We start from the raw sequence: 17,594 nt of genomic DNA, 5'->3' as shown, positions 1-17,594 counted from the left end.
GGGCGGAATGCGGATCGAAGAGACCAAGGTCCCGAATGCCTTCAGGCTGTTCCCGGAGCAGTTCCCGGACCAGCGGGGCCGGTTCCACGAGGCGTTCCGCGCGGACGCGCTCTCGGACCTGATCGGCTACCCGTTCGTGGTCAACCAGGTGAACTACTCCACGAGCCGCCGCGACACCGTGCGCGGCATCCACGGCACCACGCTCCCGCCGGGCCAGGCGAAACTGGTCACGTGCGTGCGCGGCGCGGTGATGGACGTCGTGGTGGACCTGCGTGTCGGCTCGCCGACGTTCGGCGTCTACGACGTCACCTACCAGGACGAGGACTCCGGCACGGCGGTCTACCTGGCCGACGGGCTGGGCCACGCCTTCCACGCCCTGACCGACGACGCGTGCATGAACTACCTGTGCTCGCAGAACTACGTGCCGGGCACCATGCTCGTGCTCAACCCGATGGACCCGGACATCGGCATCCCGTGGGAGCTGACCGGGCCGCCGATCATGTCCGAAAAGGACGCGAACGGCGTCGGCCTCAAGGAGGCGGAGTCCGAAGGGCTGCTGCCGACCTACGAGGAGTGCCTCGCGCACTACGCGGCACTGGGGGCGGGCGCCCCCGCGGCGCACGCTTCCTGACGAGCCCACCGACCTCCCCCCATCCCGACGAGCAGCGGAGTTTCTGCCGATGACGAGTTACCAACCGGCCCAGCGGCTGCGCTTCGGGGTGATCGGGTGCGCGGACATCGCCTGGCGGCGGACGCTGCCGGCGATGGAGACCGACCCGGCGATCGACGTCGTCGCGATCGCCAGCCGCGACGGCGAGCGGGCCCGGAAGTTCACCGACCGCTTCGGCGGCACGCCCTACGCCGGCTACCAGGCGGTGGCCGAGCACGAGGACGTCGACGCCGTCTACATCCCGCTGCCGCTGATGCTGCACGCGGAGTGGATCGAACGGTGCCTCGAAGCCGGCAAGCACGTGCTGGTGGAGAAGCCGATGACCGACGGCTGCAAGGAGTCGGCGCGGCTGCTCGACCTGGCCCGCGAGCGCGGCCTGGTGCTGCTCGAGAACTACATGTTCCTCTACCACTCCCAGCACGCGGCGGTGCGCAAGCTGCTCGCCGACGGCGCGATCGGGGACCTGCGCGGCTTCCACAGCGCGTTCACGATCCCGCCGAAGCCGCCGGGGGACATCCGCTACCAGCCGGACGTCGGCGGCGGTGCGTTCCTCGACTTCGGCGGTTACCCGATCCGCGCGGCCCAGCACCTGCTGGGCCGGGACCTGTCGGTGGCCGGCGCGGTGTTCCGCCGCGACCGCGCGCTCGACGTCGTGATGTCGGGCAGCGTGCTGCTCGCGTCGCCCGAAGGCGTGCCGGCCCAGCTGACCTTCGGCATGGAGCACTCGTACCAGAACAGCTACGCCCTTTCCGGCAGCACCGGGCGGCTGTCGCTGGACTGGGCGTTCACCCTGCCGGAGACGCACCGGCCGGTGCTGCGGATCGAACGGCAGGACCACCGCGAAGAGGTGGTGCTGGCGGCCGACCACCAGTTCGCCGGGGCGATCCGGGCCTTCGTCGAAGCGGTCGCCACCAAGGCGCCGCTGCAGGAGGAACACGACGGGACGCTCGAACAGGCCGCCTTGATCGAGCAGGTGCAGCGGGTCGCCCGCAACGTCTGGATCTGAAACTTTCCCATACCCAAGAGGGAGATTGTGAGCATGTCGAACACTGCTGAGTGCCGGATCTGCGGCGGCACGGTCGAAGAGTTCTTCGACTTCGGGCGCCAGCCGCTCTCCGACGCCTTCGTCGCGCCGGGCGCCGACCCGGACAAGGAGTTCTTCTTCCGCCTCGCCGTCGGCCTGTGCGGCGGCTGCACGATGGTGCAGCTGATGGAGGAGGTGCCCCGCGAGGCGATGTTCCACGAGGAGTACCCGTACTACTCCTCGGGTTCGGTGGTGATGCGCGGACACTTCGAGGACCTCGCCAAGCACCTGATCGCCACCGAGCTCACCGGCGACGACCCGTTCGCCGTCGAGATGGGCTGCAACGACGGCATCATGCTCAAGACGCTGGCCGACTCCGGCATCCGGCACCTGGGCGTCGAGCCCTCCGGTGGCGTCGCCGACGTCGCGGCGTCGAAGGGCGTGCGCGTGCGCAAGTCGTTCTTCGAGGAGTCGACGGCGCGCGAGATCCTCGCCGAGGACGGCCCGGCCGACGTCATCTACGCGGCCAACACCCTGTGCCACATCCCGTACATGGACTCGATCCTCGACGGCGTCAAGGCGCTGCTGAAGCCGAGCGGCGTGTTCGTCTTCGAGGACCCGTACCTGGGCGAGATCGTCAAGCGCACGTCGTTCGACCAGATCTACGACGAGCACTTCTACTTCTTCACCCTGCGTTCGGTGCAGCAGATGGCGCAGCGCCACGGCCTCGAGCTCGTCGACGCGCACCGCCTCGACGTCCACGGTGGCGAGGTGCGCTACACGCTGGCGCCGGCCGGCTCCCGGACGCCGTCGGCGGCCGTCCACGAACTGCTGGCCGAGGAGCAGGCCGCCGGGCTGCACGAGCGGGCGACGCTCGAGGCGTTCGGCGCGAAGGTGCTGCAGGTCAAGGAAGACCTCGTCACCCTGCTGCGCAAGGCGAAGGACGAGGGCAAGCGCGTCGTCGCCTACGGCGCCACGGCGAAGAGCGCGACCATCGCCAACCTGTGCGGCCTCGGCCCGGACCTCGTCGAGTTCGTCTGCGACACCACGCCGGCCAAGCAGAACCGCCTCACCCCGGGCACGCACATCCCGGTGAAGCCGGCCGCCGCGTTCTCGGACCCCTATCCGGACTACGCGCTGCTGTTCGCGTGGAACCACGCCGACGAGATCATGGCCAAGGAGCAGGCGTTCCGCGACGCCGGCGGCCAGTGGATCCTCTACGTGCCGACGGTCCGGCTGGTCTGAGATGACCGAGACCACGACGTTCCCGGTCTCCTGGATCGGCGACTGGGCGCCGGAGCCGATCCCGGGCGGCGCGGCGGGCATCTTCAACTCGGCCGTGGCGGCGTTCGCCGTCGCCACGGCCTGGGAGGCCGGCGCCCTCGACGTCCTCGACGGCGGCGGCGCCCTCGACGTGCCGGAGTTCTGCGCGCAGCGCGACCTGCACGAGCCGTCGATCCGGAGCGTGTTCGCGGCGCTGGCCTCGGTCGGCGTCGTGGTGCGCGAGGGTGACGTCGTCGTGGCCGGCCCGGAGTTCGCCGAGGTGGTCCGGGCCAAGGCGTTCTTCCACTGGCTGACGATCGGCTGCGGCGAGCTGTTCGCGAACATGCCGCGGATCGTCCGCAACTCCGAGCGCACCGGCGACTTCTTCCGGCGCGACGCCGCGGCCATCGGATTCGCCTGCCGGGACATCAACCGGCAGGCGTTCGACCCGGTGTTCGCCGAAGCCCTGGCCGGCCTGGACTTCCCGGTGACCAAGGTGGCCGACCTCGGCTGCGGCGGCGGCGGGCGGCTCATCGACCTGGCCCGCCGCTTCCCGGGCGTGCGCGGCGTCGGCGTCGACATCGCCCCGGCGGTGCTGCGCTCGGCGGCGTCGAACACCGAAGCCGAGGGACTGGGCTTCGAGTTCGTCGAGGCGGACGTCCGCGCGTTGCGGCCGTCACCGCGCTTCGAAGGCGTCGAACTGCTGACGTGCTTCATGATGGGGCACGACTTCTGGCCGCGGGAGCGCTGCGTGGCGACCCTGCGGATGCTGCGCGAGGCGTTCCCGGACGCGCGCCGGTTCCTGCTCGGCGACACCGCGCGCCTCGAAGGCGTGGCGGACCGCGAGAAGCCCGTGTTCACCCTGGGGTTCGAGACCGCGCACGACCTGATGGGCGTCGACCTGCCGACGCTCGCGCAGTGGGACGGCGTGTTCGCCGAGAGCGGCTGGCGCCTGCTGCGCGCCCGGCCGGTCGAGGTGCCCGCCGCGTCCGTGATCTTCGAACTGAGCTGATCTTCCGAGCTTGCCTGAAAGGGGAAAACGATGCGGGTCCTGGTGACCGGCGGAGCGGGTTTCATCGGCTCGAACTACGTCCGGCAGGTGCTGTCCGGGGCGTACCCGGCGCTCGACGGCGCCGAGGTGACCGTGCTCGACTCGCTGACCTACGCCGGGAACCGGGCGAACCTCGCCCCGGTGGCCGGCAGCGAACGGCTGACGTTCGTCGAAGGCGACATCTGTGATGCCTCGGTCGTAGCGGACGTGATGCGCGGTGTCGACCTCGTGGTGCACTTCGCCGCGGAGTCCCATGTGGACCGGTCGATCGCCGGGGCGGGCGACTTCGTGCTGACGAACGTCCTCGGCACGCACACGCTGCTCGAAGCGGCGTTGCGCGCCGAGGTCGGCAAGTTCGTGCACGTGTCCACCGACGAGGTGTACGGCTCGATCGACGACGGTTCGTGGCCGGAAGAGCACCCGCTGGAGCCGAACTCGCCGTACTCGGCGTCGAAGGCGTCGTCGGACCTGCTGGCGCGGGCGTACTTCCGCACGCACGGCCTGCCGGTGTGCGTGACGCGGTGCTCGAACAACTACGGGCCGTACCAGTTCCCGGAGAAGGTCGTCCCGCTGTTCGTCACCAACCTGCTCGACGGCGCGCAGGTGCCGCTCTACGGCGACGGAATGAACGTGCGCGACTGGCTGCACGTGGACGACCACTGCCAGGGCATCCAGCTCGTCGCCGAGGCGGGCCGGCCGGGCGAGGTGTACAACATCGGCGGCGGGACCGAGCTGAGCAACCTGGACCTGACCGGCCGGCTGCTGGACGCGGCCGGCGTCGGCTGGGACCGGGTGCGCCGGGTCGAGGACCGCAAGGGCCACGACCGCCGGTACTCGGTCGACATCACGAAGATCAGCACCGAGCTGGGGTACGCGCCGCAGGTGAAGTTCGACGAGGGCCTGGCCGCGACGGTGGCCTGGTACACCGGGAACCGGTCCTGGTGGGAGCCGTTGAAGGAACGAGCCGCCGAAAGGTGAAGACGTTTCGGGCCGGCGTCGGCTATGTTGGCTTCTTCGGTCGGCGTGCTGGGGGGTCGGAGGCGATGGCGGGTGCGGAGTCGCACGACCTCGTGACCGAGCGGCGGTACCACCTGGCGCCGCTGCCCGAAACCGAGACCGAGATCGACACGAGCACCGCGCCCGCGCTCGTCGGCGACCGGTACGAGCTGGGCGACCTGCTCGGCAGCGGCGGCACGGCCCGCGTCTACCGCGCCCGTGACCGCGACGCCGGCACCGAGTGCGCCGTCAAGCTGTTCCACCGCAACGCCGCCACCCTCGGGCCCCGCCGCGCCCGGGAGACGGCGATCCTGCAGGGCCTCGACCACCCGGGGGTCGTCGGCCTGCACGACGCCGGCGAGGAGGACGGCCGCGCGTACCTCGTGATGCAGCTCGTCGAGGGCGAAGACCTTTCCGAGCGTCTGCTCACCGGCCCGCTCGGCCTCGACGAGATCGTGGCCATGGCCCGGCGGCTGGCCGACGCGCTGGCCCACGTGCACGAGCGCGGCGTCATCCACCGCGATCTCAAGCCGGGCAACGTGCTGCTCGGCGACGACGGCGCGATGATCACCGACTTCGGCGTCGCGTACCTCCTGGACACCACGCGCGTCACGGCGGTCGGGTCGGTCGCCGGGACCGCCGCGTACATGGCGCCGGAGCAGGTCCTCGGCGAGCCGGTGGGGCCGCCCGCGGACGTCTACGCGCTGGGGCTCGTGCTCATCGAAGCCGTCACGGCCGAGCGCGAGTACGCCGGCCCGCGCGTCGAGGCCGCGCTCGCCCGGCTGAGCCGGCAGCCGCGCATCCCGGAAGGCCTGCCGGACGGGTTCTCCCAGGTGCTGCACCTGATGACGGCCCGCGACCCGGCGCTGCGCCCGACCGCCGCCGAGGTCGTGCGGGCGCTGTCGGAGGCCTCGTCGTCCGAGCCGTTGCCGTCCGGCCTGGTGACACCGCCTTCGCTGCCGGCGTCCCGCCGCAAGCGGGGCGTGGTGGCGGCGGCCGTCCTGTCGCCGGTGGCCGCCGGGCTGGTGCTGGTCGCGCTGGTGACCGGCAGCGGCCGGGTGACCGACAGCCTGCACTCGCCGTCCTACCCGGACCCCGGCCGGATCCCGGCCACGTCGACCGCGCCGCCGCCCTCGCCCGTCGTGATCCTCACCCCGGTCGGTTCGGACGCGGTTTCCCCGCCCGGCGACGGGAAAGCGCCGTCCGGCGGCACGGTGGCCGACGTCCAGGCACCGCCGCCGTCGATGACCACGGTGACGTCGACGGCGACCCGCGGCCCGCACCGCGGGGTCCGCCACCACACCCCGCTGAAGTCGCACTCGACCGGCAAAGCCGTCCCGCCGGGCTGGGCCGCCAAGTAAGCGGGGCGTTCGGGCCGGGGGTGGCGAGGGTCACGGGGGTGCGCGGAAATTCGTGGCCGTCGGAGGCCGGGATCGCCGAGCGCGTCCGGACGGTTACCGGGAGCATGGGGGCATGGCGCGACGTCTGGCTGCGGCCCTCCTCCTGGTGGCACTGTCCCCGTTCGTCGCCGAGTTCCTGCTCGGCGACCAGTACCTCAGCGGCACCCCGCGGCCCGGGCAGCAGTTCGGCCAGTTCGGCATGTTCGTCGCCTTCTACGGCAGTGCCGCGCTGCTCATCCGCGAGACCGCCCGGCACCTGAACCGCGGCTGGCCGACCATCCTCACCCTGAGCCTCGCCTTCGGCCTGCTCGAAGAAGGCCTGCTGACGCAGTCGCTGTTCAACCCGGACTACCTCGGCATCCGCGTGCTCGACGCCGGGCACATCCCGGCGCTGGGGATCGGCGCGCCGTGGACGGTGTACGTGCTGACGCTGCACGTCGTGTGGAGCATGGGCACGCCGATCGCGATCACCGAGGCGCTGTTCGGCCGCGAACCGTGGCTGGGCAAGCTCGGCCTGGTGTTCTGGTCGGTCGTGTTCGTCCTCGGCTGCGCCGCCGAGTTCCTGATCTCGCTGCTGGTCGGGCCCGCGCCGTTCATGTCGGCGCCGGCCCAGCTGATCGTGGCCGGGCTGATCGTGATCGGGCTGGTGGTCCTGGCGATCCGCGGGTTCCGCAAGCCGCCGCGCGACGCGCCGAAGGGCAACCACTGGGCCGGGTTCGCGGTCGGCCTGGTCGCCGGCACGGGCGTGCAGCTGCTGGAACGCTGGGAGTCGATCTCGCCGTGGCTGCTGGCCGCGCTGATGCTGGCGCTGGTCGTGGTGGCCGCCGTGGTCGTGCGGGCCCTGAACCCGCCGGCGTTCGCGCCGGCGGCGGGAACCCTGCTGACGTACTGCTGGGTCGGCCTCAACACCTCGATCGGACAGGGCGTGGTGGCGATCATCGAGCAGTCGGTGCTGGTCGCCATCGCGGTGGCGCTGCTGCTGGTGACGGCCCGCCGGACCACAGCGGAATACTGAATGTCCACAGTGGACAGCGTCTGGCGGGACGCCGTCCAGTGTGGACTCAGGTGCCGGCCGGCTCGGTCAGCCGGGCGGCGTCGACGGCGCGGCGCATGGCCGCCGCGGTGGCGGGGCAGTCCGGTGCGATCGCGATCGCGGTGTTGACGAGCACCGCGTCCGCGCCGAGCGCCAGCGCGTCCGAGACGTGCCCGGGGGTGCCGAGCCCGCCTTCGACGACGACCGGGACGTCGACGGTTTCGATCACCGCCCGCACGGCGGCCGGGTCGAGCACACCTTGCGCGCTGGCGACCGGCGACGCCAGCACGCGCAACGCCACGGCACCGAGGCCGACGAGTCGGTTCGCCAGCTCGACGTCCGGGCGGATGAAGGGCAGCACGGAAAACCCGGCGTCGACCAGGGTTTCCGCCGCGGCGACGGTGGGTTCGCCGTCGGGCAGGTTGCCCGGCGTGCGGACGTCCAGCTTGATCACCTCGATGCCGAACGCGTCGCGCAGCTTCTTCGCGGTGTCCACGGCTTCCTTGGCCGAGTAGGCGAACGAGGTCGTCCCGATCCAGCCGTACCGGGTGAGGTCCATCGCCTCGTCGAGGTCGGAAAGCAGGAGGCTGGCCCGGTTCCCGCCGGGGTCGTAGGTGGTGATGAAGACGTCGCAGCCGCCGGCGGCCAGGACGTCGGCGACGAGCCGGGGGTCGGAGTACTGCTCGATCCCGACGATCAGCCGGGATGTGAAGGAGACCCCGCCGGTCACCAGCCAGGGTTGTCCGGCGGGGGCGTCAGCCGGTCGGTTCGCGTCGTGCACGATCCTCCTCGTCAGATCGACGACTTCGACACCGGCGGCGGCCGGCGCCCACGATCGAGGATGCCGCATCCTGGTCTGGACCAATAAAGCGCCCCTCCCCGAACGGTTTCGCTAGGGTCTCCGACCATGGATTTCCAAGACGTGGTGCGAAGGCGGCGGATGGTCCGGGAGTTCGGCCCCGAGCCGGTGCCCGCCGAGAGCCTGGAGCGCATCCTCGACAACGCGACGCGCGGGCCGTCCGCCGGGTTTTCGCAGGGGCAGGCGTTCCTGGTGCTCGAAGGCGAGGCGCTCGGGCCTTTCTGGACCGTGGGCCTGGACGCCGTGCGGGAGTCGGTGCGCAGCGCGCCGCTGGTGATCGTGCCGCTGTCGTGCAAGCGGGTGTACCTGGACCGGTACGCCGAACCGGACAAGGGCTGGACCGATCGCGACGAAGCGCGGTGGCCGGTGCCGTTCTGGCACATCGACACCGGGATGGCGGCGCTGCTGATCCTGCAGACCGTCGTCGACGAAGGCCTGGGCGCGCTGTACTTCGGCATCGTCCCCGAGCAGGTGGCGCCGTTCCGCGCGCTGTACGGCGTGCCCGACGACCAGGAACCGATCGGCGCCATCGCCATCGGGTACCCGGCGGAGACCGTCCCGGTCGACCGGGAGCGGTTCAAGCGGCGCCGGAAGCCGCCGGCCGACGTCGTGCACCGCGGCCGCTGGAGCTGACGCCCGGTTCCGGACCGTGGAATTCGTAGCGGCCCGTGTCGCCGCCGTCGCTTTCCGGGGTCCGGTTGCGCCGGTCGAGTCGGCCTTTCGCATTCAGCTAGCGAGGGCCAAACGGCCGTGCCAAATTGATCCCATGAGCGAATACCCGAGTTATCCGGCTTCGTCCGACCCATCCGCTTCGAGCGCCGCCGCCCCCGCCCGCCCGCGCACGATCGAGATCTCGTTCTGGGCGTTCATCGCCTCGACGGTGATCAGCCTGATCGGCGGCATCCTGGTCTTCGGCAACAGGGACGACCTCACCAACGCCACCCGCGACGCCAGCAGGCAGAACGGCACCGGCCTGACCGAAGCCCAGATCGACGCGGCGGTCACCATCGGCCTCGTCGTGGCCGTGGTGATCGCGGTCGTGATCGCCCTGCTGTTCCTCCTGTTCGCCTTCAAGCTCCGCGCCGGCCGCAACTGGGCCCGCATCGTGCTCACGGTCCTGACCGCGCTCCAGCTGCTGTCGGTCCTGGTCGGCCAGAGCACCTGGGTCACCTACGTCAGTGTCCTCGCCGCGCTGATCGGCGTCGTGTACTCGTTCCTGGCGCCCTCGAGCGCGTACATCAACTCGGTGAAGGCCGTGCGCTGAACCCCGCAGGTCGCGCCGTGTCCCCCGGCGGCGCGACCTGGGGGCGGCCGGCTTCACCAGACGAGCTTGATCCCCGACGCCATCGCGCAGAAGCACAGCACCCAGAGCACGATCGGGCCGGACGCGCCGCTGAACTCGACGAGCTGCCCGACCTTCATCTTGATCTTGTCGAACCGCGCTTCGAACGCCGCGATGATCAAAAACGAAGCCAGGGCCGCCGCCGGAAGCCCGATGATGGCGGGGAAGTGGTCGGTGACCAGATCCCGCGCCCACGGTTCCTGCTTCCAGGACGCGACGGCGACGGGGAGGGTGAACACGATCGATTGGGCGAGAGCCACCAAGCCGCCGAGCCACACCACCGCGTGCCGGGCTTCGAGCGCCGGTGACGCCGCCGGAAGGCCGATGAGCGCCGGTGACGGTCAGCCGAGGGCCGTGCGGGCGGCTTCGACGTCCGGGTGGATCTCCAGTATTTCGGCCAGCCCCAGCAGCGAGATCGGCCGGAGCACCGCGCGCTGCTTCGTGACGAGGACGAACCTCGTGCCGGCCGCGACGGCGGCGCGGTGGGCGTGGATCAGCGCCGTCAGTCCGGTGGAGTCGCAGAACGTCACTTCGGACAGATCGGCGAGCACCGGGGCGCCGGCCTCGATGGCCGCCGCCAGGCGGTCGCGCAGCTCGCCGGAGACCGACGCGTCGATTTCGCCGATCGCCTTGAGCACCGTCGCGGCGCCGGTGGACGTCAGCTCGAGCGCGAAGTTGACGCGGGCGGGCGGGCCTTCGATCACCGGTGGACTCCTCGGGGACGGCGTGGAACCACGCATGACACAACCACGGCTGGCGTCTCAACCGTCTTGGTAGGACCGTAGCAGCCGGGACCGGCGGCGGCGCTGCTCCGGATGCCGGGAAGCCGCGTACGGTATGGGAGCGGAGACTGAGGAGGTCCTGGCGTGGATTGGTTCCTTGACCGGCAGGACCGCGCCTCCGCGTCGCTGCTGCGCCGTGAGATCACCGGCTACCTCGCCCGGCACGCGGTCGGCCAGGCCGAGCAGATCGACGACGCCGCGTTGATCGTGGCGGAGCTGCTCGCGAACGCCTACGACCACGGCCGCGGCGACATCTGGGTGTCGCTCCAGTGGACCGAAGTCCGGCCCGTGCTCGAAGTGCACGACATGGGCGAGGCGTTCGCGCTGCCGCGGGAAGCGCCCTCGGCGGAGCAGTACCGCGGGCGTGGCCTGTGGATCGTGTCGCAGTTCTCCTCCGAGCTGGCCGTGGCCGCGAAGCGCGCCGGCGGGAAGGTCGTGCGGTCGGTGCTGCCCGTGGCCCGCCCGGTGGAGCTGTCGATCGATCCGCCCGCGCGCCGCGCCGGCCCGCTGCCCGCCTTGTCCGAGGCCCGTCCCGAGGGCGGTTTCGGCCGGGAGAGTTTCCTGCGCGCTCTGGTCGTGCAGCTGTCGACGGCCGTCGAGCAGCAGCAGGGCCCGGAAGCGGCGCAGCGCGCGATCGCCCAGGTCGCGGCCGACATCGGCGGTCAGATGGAGCAGGAGTACCGCGACGCCATCGCCGTGCGGGCGGCCCAGCTGACCCCCGAGCAGATCGCCGAATGCCTGGTGCGGCTGAAGGCGGCGATCGGCGGCACGTTCCAGGTCGTCGAGATCACCGGCGACCGGCTGGTCTTCGTCAACTCCGACTGCCCGTTCGGCGCCGCGGTGCGCCAGTCGCCGTCGCTGTGCCGGATGACGTCCTCGGTGTTCGGCGGCATCGCGGCCCGCAACGTCGGTTCGTCGGCGGTGACGCTGGAGGAGCGCATCGCGATGGGCGATCCCCAGTGCCGGGTGGTCGTCCACCTCGGCGAGGCGGCGGCGAAAGCGGAGAACGCCCACCGCTACGCCGCGACGGTCTGAGGCTCACCGGCGCCGGAAGGCCAGCAGCGCGATGTCGTCCTCCGCGGCTTCGCCGAAGCGGTCCAGCAGCGTGTCGCACAACGACTCCAGGTCCGCGTCGTGGGCGACCGCCGCCTGGAGCAGGTCCATGCCGTCGTCGATGGTGCTGCCCCGGCGCTCGAGCAGGCCGTCCGTCACCAGCAGCACCAGCGTGCCGGGGTCGAGGGTCAGCGACGTCGCGGGCGGGCGGGGCAGGCCGATGCCCAGGAGCGGTCCGGCGATCTCGACGTACCGCGCGCCGGACGCGTCGGCGAGCAGCGGCGGGACGTGGCCCGCGCTCGCGATCTCCAGCGCGCCCGACGCGGGGTCGAGCACGACGAGGCAGAGCGTGGTGAGGCTGCGCGGGTGGTACCGGTGCAGCATCGCGTCCAGCAGGTGCAGGATCCCGACCGGCCCGTGCCCCTCCACCGCGTACGCACGCAGGGCGTGCCGGACCTCGCCCATCACGGTCGCCGCCTCGATGGAGTGGCCGACGACGTCGCCGACGGCGATCAGCAGCCGGCCGCCACCGAGGTCGGAGACCTCGTAGAAGTCGCCGCCGATCTCCGCGTTGTCGCTCGCCGGGGCGTACCGCGCGGCCATCTCCAGCCCGGGCCGGGCCGGGAGCTCCCGGGGCAGCAGGCTCTGCTGCAGCGTCAGGGCGAGCTGGTGCTCTTCGGAGAACGTCCGCATCGCCTCGCACGCGAGCGCCGTCGCCTGGCCCAGCTGCAGCAGCAGGTTGCGGTCGTCCTCGGACCGGATCGCCCGCGCCGCCACCGTGATCGCGACGGGCAGCTTCGACGGGTTCGGGAAGACCAGGGTCACCGTCGAAAGCCCGTCCGGGGCCGCGAAGACCGAGGACGCCGGCGCGTCGGGGCCCGCCGCCCCGGTGACCTGCTCCAGCGCGCGCAGGGTGTCCGCGTGGACGACCGGGACGTCGGCGGGGCTGTCGGTGGCGGCGGAGCGCACCAGGCCGCGGTGGCTCGCGCTCAGCACGGAGGCCGGGCTTTCGAAGATCGTCGCCGCGCCGGTCGCCGCCGCGGCGAGGACGTCGTCGAACGTGCGGGCGCTGTTCATCGCGAGGGTGGCGCGGGTCAGCCGGCCCAGCCGCAGCGCCAGCCGTTCGGCGTGGGTCCGGGCGCGGTAGTACCGCAGGGCGGCTTCGACGGTGGCCACCAGCTCACCGGGGTCGACCGGCTCGACCAGGTAACCGTCCGCGCCGCGGTCGAGGCCGGTGGTGCGGTCCTCGACCTCGATGGCCGTGGCGGAGATGTGGATGACGGGCATCGCGGCCGTGCGGGGGTCGCCCTTGACCCGCTCGCAGACCTCGAACCCGCTCATGTCCGGCAGGTGGACGTCCAGCAGGACGAGGTCCAGCTCCTCTTCCGCGACGGCGTCGAGCGCCTCCCGGCCGGTGCGGGCCTCGGTGACGCGGTAGCCGTTGCGGCGCAGCCAGCTGCTGGTCAGGTACCGGCTGGCCTCGAGGTCGTCCACGACCAGGATGCTGGCCCGCCCGGCCGGGCCGGCGTCGTCGAGGGGGGAACTCATCTGCGCACCGTCCCGGCCACCACCGCGAACGCTTCGCCGATGGCGAGTCCGAGGGTTTCCGGCGTGACCTGCGACTTGAGCAACAGGCCGGCCCGGAGACCGGCGCCGGTCAGGTCCAGTCCTTCGGGCGCCCCCGAGGTGACCACGACCACCGGGACGTCGCGCAGGTCGGGCTTTTCCCGCAGCACCTGGAGTACCTCCTTGCCGTTCATCCCGGGCATGAACAGGTCCAGGAAGATCAGGCCGGGCCGGTGCTCGTCGAGGGCTTCGATCGCCTCGCGCCCGTCCGCGGCGTGCCGGACGTCGGCGGCGACGCCGTGGACCAGCCGGGCGAGCCGGACCCGGAAGTCGGCGTCGTCGTCCACGATGAGCACCGAGTCGACGCGCGCCGGGGTGGCCCGGGACGGGTCGGGACGCGGCAGCCGCAGCACGACGGTGGTGCCCACGCCGTGCTCGCTGGACAGCGTCAGGCCGCCGCCCAGGATCTCCGCGAGCCGGCGCGCGTACGGCAGGCCGAGCCCGGTGCCCGGCGACGCGGCCTGCAGGTCGTTGTGGACCTGGTGGAACTCCTCGAAGACGCGGTCCTGCTGGTCGGCCGGGATGCCGATGCCGGTGTCCGACACGGTGAACCGGACGTCGCCGGAGTCGGCGTCGATGGTCAGCCGGACCTCGCCGCGTTCGGTGAACTTCAGGCTGTTGGACAGCAGGTTGCGCAGGATGCGCACGAGCATCGTCTCGTCGGTGACCAGCTCGGGTGCCGGGCCGGGCTCCTCGATCACCAGCTTGACGTCGGGCGAGGTCACGGTCGAGCGCAGGCTGCCCCGCAGCTGGAGGCAGACGGCGGTCAGGTCGACCTGCGTCGGCTGCGCGACCAGCCGGCCGGACTCGGCCTTCGCGGTGTCGAGCAGCTCGTTGACCAGGGAAAGCAGGGTCGAGCCCGCGTCGTTGACCAGGCTCACCTGACGGCGCTGGTCGTCGGTGAGCGGATCGGCGCCGGGCCCGGTCAGCAGGCGGGCGAGGCCGATGACGGAGTTGATCGGCGCCCGCAGCTCGTGGCTGATGTTGGACCAGAACCGGGTCTTCGCCTCGCTGGCCGCCTTGAGCTGGCTCGACTTCTCGTTGAGCTCGGCGTAGAGCGCGACGACGCCGCGGTTCGTTTCCTCGAGCTCCTCGGAGAGTTCCTTGTAGAGCGCGACGACACCGTGGTTGGTCTCTTCGAGCTCCTCGTTGAGCCGCATCAGTTCCTGGCTCTTCGCTTCGAGGCTTTCCAGGGTTTCGAGCAGTTCCTGATTCTGCGCCCGCAGCTCGTCCATCGGGGTGGTCACCCCGCGCTGCTCCAGGACCTGGCGCAGCCGGTCGAGGTCGGCGGCGGTGGGGGACTTCGCCGCGGGGGAGCGCAGTTTGTGCAGCGCGACCAGGTTCTGGCCGGCTTCGCGGGTGACGCGCACGTCGTCCATCAGCCGGTCCGCGGTGCTCCGGCCGCTCCGGAGCACCGTGTCGGCGGGGTCGCCGTGCCAGGCGAACTCGACGACGAGCGCGGGCGGTGCCTCCTTGAGGACGAACCGGACGGTGGCCTGCACCCCGGCGTGCACGAGGTCGCGCCCGATGTCGCTGAGCACGGTGGCGACCCGGACCTGGTCCTGGCCCTCCAAGCCGGCCGCGGCGGCCACTTCGCGGCCGCACCGGCGGATCGTGAACACGTCGGGTTCCGCGCCGACCGGCAGCCGGATCAGCTCGTCGCGCCGCCGGCCGGTCATGGTCGGGGCTTGCCGACGAGCACGCCGGCGTCGTCGTGGCGGATCCCGGCGTCGCGCAAAAGGGCCGCCGCGATCGCGAGGGGAGTGGCGGCGAACAGCCGCTCACGGCCTTCGACGCTCCAGCGCTCGGTGAGGCCGTCGGAGTGCAGGACCACCGTCGCGCCGGGCGGCAGCGGGTAGTCGAACGCGCGGATCGTGCGGGCCTGGTGCCCGGCGACCCCGGGCGCCGAGATCATGCCCTGCTTGCGGCCGTCGGCGACGACGCAGCCGGCGATGTTGCCCAGGCCGGCGAACCGCACGGTGCCGGCGGCGGTGTTGATCTCGGCGACGGCGACCGCGCCGCCGCGGGTCCGGCGCAGGGCCTCGTGGATGTGTTTCACGACCGCCTCCGGCGAGGCCGTCACGTGGTCGCGGAAGACGTCGGCGGCGGCCCGCGAAGCCGCGGCCGCCAGCGGGCCGTGGCCCGATCCGTCACACATCATCAGCCGGAGCCGGCCGGGCTCGTGGTGGACGGCGTAGGTGTCGCCGCAGACCTCTTCGCCGTCGATCGGCCGGGTGAGCCCGGCGGTGTCGGCTTCGGGGATCTCCTCGAGGGGCATCCGCCGGGGGTGGAACCGCGCGGTCACCACGGTGCCGCGGCCGGGTTCGGACAGCACCGACGTCACGTCGGCGAGCCGGCGCACCGCGCCCATGCCGACCCCGAGCGTGCCGGTGGTGGATTCGCCGTCCCGGCCGGACGCGACGGCGTCGGCCATGCCGGGGCCGCGGTCGATCGCGACGACCTCGACGGCGGCCTGGGTGACGGCCCGGATCGCCCGGATGACCAGAACGCCTTCGACGGCGTGCTTGGTGAGGTTGGTGCCGAGCTCGGTGACGGCCAGCCCGATCTCGGTGGCCCGGACCTCGCCGAACCCGAGCTGGGTGGCGAGCATGGCCGCGGCCCGCCGGGCCCGGCCGTGCGCGGTCGCGTCCTCGACCCGCAGCCAGGCGAAGTCCTCGGTGACGGGGAGGGAGCCGGCGGCGGTCATCGCGCCCACTTGACGACGACGATGTGCGTCCCGCGGCCGACCTCGGTGTCCAGCTCGAACTGGTCCACCAGCCGCTTGGCGCCGCCGAGCCCGAGACCGAGCCCCTTGCCGCTGCTCCAGCCGTCGGCCAGGGCCACGGTGACGTCCGGGATGCCGGGGCCCTCGTCGTGGAAACTCGCCCGGACGCCCTTGCGGCGGCCGTCGGTGACCTCTTCGACGCGGGCCGTCCCGCCGCCGCCGTAGATCAGGGTGTTGCGCGCGAGCTCGCTGGTCGCGGTGACCAGCTTGGTCTGGTCCACCAGGGACAGCTTGACCTGCAGGGAGTAGGCGCGGACGAGCTGGCGGACGCGGACGACGTCCTCGTCGGCCCGGATCTCCTGCTCGTCGGTTCTGCCGGGATCGCTCATCCCGTCACCGGAAGGAATCCCTCGTCCGGGCCGGCCGTGCTCCCGTTCCGCCGCGCGGTGAGCGTGTCGAGCACCTTGATCCCGCGCTCGAGGTCGAGCGCCGTGCGCACGTCTCCCAGCGTCAGGCCCAGCTCGACCAGGGTGATGGCCACGGCGGGCCGCATGCCGACGACGACCGTCTCGGCGTCGAACAGCTTCGAGAGCGAGGCGATGGTCGCGAACATCCGGCCGATGAACGAGTCGACGATCTCGACCGCGGAGATGTCGATGACCACGCCGGACGCCCCGGTCGTGCTGATCTTCTCGGCGAGGTCCTCCTGCAGCGCCAGGACACTCTGGTCCTGCAGGTCGATCTGGATGGAGACCAGCAGCATGTCGCCGATCTTCAGGATGGGGACGCGGTCCATCAGCGGGTCCGTTCGCGGGAGCGGCTCACGACGACGCCTTCACGCTGCAGGGCGTGGCGCAGCGCGTCGGCCAGCGTGGCCTTGGTGGTGATGTCGCCGAACTCGATCCCGAGCGCCACGATCGTCTGCGCGATCTGCGGCCGGATGCCCGAGATGATGCATTCGGCGCCCATCAGCCGCGCCGCGACGACGGTCTTGAGCAGGTGCTGGGCGACCTGCGTGTCGACGGCCAGCACACCGGTGATGTCGATGATCGCGTGCTCGGAGCCGGTCTCGACCAGCGCTTCCAGCAGCTTCTCCATGACGACCTGGGTGCGCGCGGAGTCGAGGGTGCCGACCAGGGGTACCGCGAGCACGCCCTCCCAGAGCTTGACCACCGGGGTGGTCAGCTCGAGCAGCTGCTCGGACTGCTCGCGGATGATCTCCTCGCGGGCGGTGGCGTAGGTCTCGAACGTCCACAGCCCGAGCGTGTCGAGCAGGCCCGAAAACGCCAGCACCTCGCGGAAGACCTGGGTGCTCTCGTCGTCCTCGGTCAGCTCGGAGACGGCCTGCTTGAGGGCGAAGACGCCCGCGGCGGTCTCGGACGGGCTGAAGCCCTGCCGGGCCCGGGTCCGGGAGAGGTCGGCCAGCTGCGCCTTGAGCTCGGTGTACTCGGAGCGGGTCAGGTCGCCGTCGAGGGTGATCACGGCGGTGATCGCGGAGTACAGGTCGCGCAGGTCACGCTCGAGCTCGGTGGTCGTCAGCCGCCCGCGCAGCGCCGGACCGGCCAGCTCGGCCCAGCGGCCGACCAGCCGTTCCCCGTCCTTCTCGAGCACCTCAGCCAGCCGGTGGGGCTGCCCGCTTTCCGCTACCACGTTTTCTCCTCGCGACGTCACTGGTGGTGCTGACAGTAGCCGGTCTCCCCGGCCGGGTTTCCCGTCGCGAGGGGTAATCCCGAGGGGGGTACCCGCGCGTCGCACTCGGTGCACTTCTCA

The 17,594-nt window shown here is 71.8% G+C and carries 19 protein-coding genes; 10 read left to right on the top strand and 9 right to left on the bottom strand.

Annotation, left to right across the window (positions count from 1 at the left end):
- Window positions 1-7 precede the first annotated feature (7 nt).
- The 7 genes from OHS18_RS20825 (at window position 8) to OHS18_RS20795 (ending at window position 7,419) form a co-directional block, all read left to right on the top strand.
- Window positions 8-631 carry a dTDP-4-dehydrorhamnose 3,5-epimerase family protein gene (locus OHS18_RS20825; RefSeq protein ID WP_328450165.1) on the top strand — a complete coding sequence of 208 codons (624 nt, stop codon included), beginning with the start codon at window positions 8-10 and terminating at the stop codon, window positions 629-631.
- A gap of 49 nt (window positions 632-680) precedes the next feature.
- Window positions 681-1,676 (top strand): Gfo/Idh/MocA family protein, encoded by a 996-nt coding sequence (locus OHS18_RS20820; RefSeq protein ID WP_328618181.1) that lies wholly within the window; start codon window positions 681-683, stop codon window positions 1,674-1,676.
- A gap of 33 nt (window positions 1,677-1,709) precedes the next feature.
- Window positions 1,710-2,939 (top strand): class I SAM-dependent methyltransferase, encoded by a 1,230-nt coding sequence (locus OHS18_RS20815; RefSeq protein WP_328618180.1) that lies wholly within the window; start codon window positions 1,710-1,712, stop codon window positions 2,937-2,939.
- Window position 2,940: 1 nt separating this feature from the next.
- A complete protein-coding gene (locus tag OHS18_RS20810; protein ID WP_328618179.1) occupies window positions 2,941-3,969 on the top strand; it encodes a class I SAM-dependent methyltransferase in 1,029 nt (342 codons plus the stop codon).
- Between the two features lie 30 nt (window positions 3,970-3,999).
- Entirely contained in the window at window positions 4,000-4,986 is a 987-nt protein-coding gene (rfbB, locus tag OHS18_RS20805) for a dTDP-glucose 4,6-dehydratase (RefSeq protein WP_328450173.1), read from the top strand.
- Window positions 4,987-5,051: 65 nt separating this feature from the next.
- Complete coding sequence (locus OHS18_RS20800) at window positions 5,052-6,365, top strand: serine/threonine-protein kinase (RefSeq protein WP_328450174.1); 1,314 nt, start codon at window positions 5,052-5,054, stop codon at window positions 6,363-6,365.
- Window positions 6,366-6,477: 112 nt separating this feature from the next.
- Complete coding sequence (locus OHS18_RS20795) at window positions 6,478-7,419, top strand: hypothetical protein (RefSeq protein ID WP_328618178.1); 942 nt, start codon at window positions 6,478-6,480, stop codon at window positions 7,417-7,419.
- 46 nt (window positions 7,420-7,465) lie between these two features.
- Here OHS18_RS20795 and OHS18_RS20790 read toward each other — a convergent pair whose 3' ends face one another.
- Window positions 7,466-8,218, bottom strand: a complete 753-nt coding sequence (locus OHS18_RS20790) for a HisA/HisF-related TIM barrel protein (RefSeq protein ID WP_328618177.1) — start codon at window positions 8,216-8,218, stop codon at window positions 7,466-7,468.
- 126 nt (window positions 8,219-8,344) lie between these two features.
- Between OHS18_RS20790 and OHS18_RS20785 the strand changes: the two genes are divergently transcribed.
- Together OHS18_RS20785 and OHS18_RS20780 are read left to right on the top strand one after the other, a co-directional pair.
- A complete protein-coding gene (locus tag OHS18_RS20785) occupies window positions 8,345-8,929 on the top strand; it encodes a nitroreductase family protein (protein WP_328618176.1) in 585 nt (194 codons plus the stop codon).
- Between the two features lie 133 nt (window positions 8,930-9,062).
- Window positions 9,063-9,560 (top strand): hypothetical protein, encoded by a 498-nt coding sequence (locus tag OHS18_RS20780; protein ID WP_328450181.1) that lies wholly within the window; start codon window positions 9,063-9,065, stop codon window positions 9,558-9,560.
- A 53-nt stretch (window positions 9,561-9,613) separates the two neighbouring features.
- Here OHS18_RS20780 and OHS18_RS20775 read toward each other — a convergent pair whose 3' ends face one another.
- Window positions 9,614-9,898, bottom strand: coding sequence for a hypothetical protein (locus OHS18_RS20775; RefSeq protein ID WP_328618175.1), 285 nt, complete (start codon window positions 9,896-9,898; stop codon window positions 9,614-9,616).
- An 81-nt stretch (window positions 9,899-9,979) separates the two neighbouring features.
- Window positions 9,980-10,342: an STAS domain-containing protein gene (locus OHS18_RS20770; RefSeq protein WP_328450185.1), complete on the bottom strand. Its 363-nt coding sequence runs from the start codon at window positions 10,340-10,342 to the stop codon at window positions 9,980-9,982.
- Window positions 10,343-10,504: 162 nt separating this feature from the next.
- Between OHS18_RS20770 and OHS18_RS20765 the strand changes: the two genes are divergently transcribed.
- Window positions 10,505-11,455, top strand: a complete 951-nt coding sequence (locus OHS18_RS20765) for a methanogen output domain 1-containing protein (protein ID WP_328618174.1) — start codon at window positions 10,505-10,507, stop codon at window positions 11,453-11,455.
- 3 nt (window positions 11,456-11,458) lie between these two features.
- On the opposite strand, the gene OHS18_RS20760 is transcribed toward OHS18_RS20765, so the two are convergent.
- The 6 genes from OHS18_RS20760 to OHS18_RS20735 are packed head-to-tail and all read right to left on the bottom strand — an operon-like array spanning window position 11,459 to window position 17,474.
- Window positions 11,459-13,021 (bottom strand): fused response regulator/phosphatase, encoded by a 1,563-nt coding sequence (locus OHS18_RS20760; protein WP_328618173.1) that lies wholly within the window; start codon window positions 13,019-13,021, stop codon window positions 11,459-11,461.
- Window positions 13,018-14,778, bottom strand: coding sequence for an ATP-binding response regulator (locus OHS18_RS20755; protein WP_328618172.1), 1,761 nt, complete (start codon window positions 14,776-14,778; stop codon window positions 13,018-13,020). Before OHS18_RS20755 ends, OHS18_RS20760 begins: the two co-directional genes overlap by 4 nt.
- Window positions 14,775-15,806 carry an ATP-binding SpoIIE family protein phosphatase gene (locus tag OHS18_RS20750; RefSeq protein WP_328618171.1) on the bottom strand — a complete coding sequence of 344 codons (1,032 nt, stop codon included), beginning with the start codon at window positions 15,804-15,806 and terminating at the stop codon, window positions 14,775-14,777. The genes OHS18_RS20755 and OHS18_RS20750 overlap by 4 nt, the downstream gene beginning before the upstream one ends.
- On the bottom strand, window positions 15,803-16,213 hold the full coding sequence (locus OHS18_RS20745) for an anti-sigma regulatory factor (protein WP_328450195.1): 411 nt from the start codon (window positions 16,211-16,213) through the stop codon (window positions 15,803-15,805). The genes OHS18_RS20750 and OHS18_RS20745 overlap by 4 nt, the downstream gene beginning before the upstream one ends.
- Window positions 16,210-16,620 carry an STAS domain-containing protein gene (locus tag OHS18_RS20740; protein ID WP_328618170.1) on the bottom strand — a complete coding sequence of 137 codons (411 nt, stop codon included), beginning with the start codon at window positions 16,618-16,620 and terminating at the stop codon, window positions 16,210-16,212. The genes OHS18_RS20745 and OHS18_RS20740 overlap by 4 nt, the downstream gene beginning before the upstream one ends.
- Window positions 16,620-17,474, bottom strand: coding sequence for an STAS domain-containing protein (locus OHS18_RS20735; RefSeq protein ID WP_328450199.1), 855 nt, complete (start codon window positions 17,472-17,474; stop codon window positions 16,620-16,622). Before OHS18_RS20735 ends, OHS18_RS20740 begins: the two co-directional genes overlap by 1 nt.
- Window positions 17,475-17,594 lie beyond the last annotated feature (120 nt).

Source organism: Amycolatopsis sp. NBC_00355, from assembly GCF_036104975.1.
Lineage (GTDB): Bacteria > Actinomycetota > Actinomycetes > Mycobacteriales > Pseudonocardiaceae > Amycolatopsis.
The sequence above is the reverse complement of the archived record's forward strand: the minus strand, read 5'-3'. Positions and strand labels throughout refer to the sequence as shown.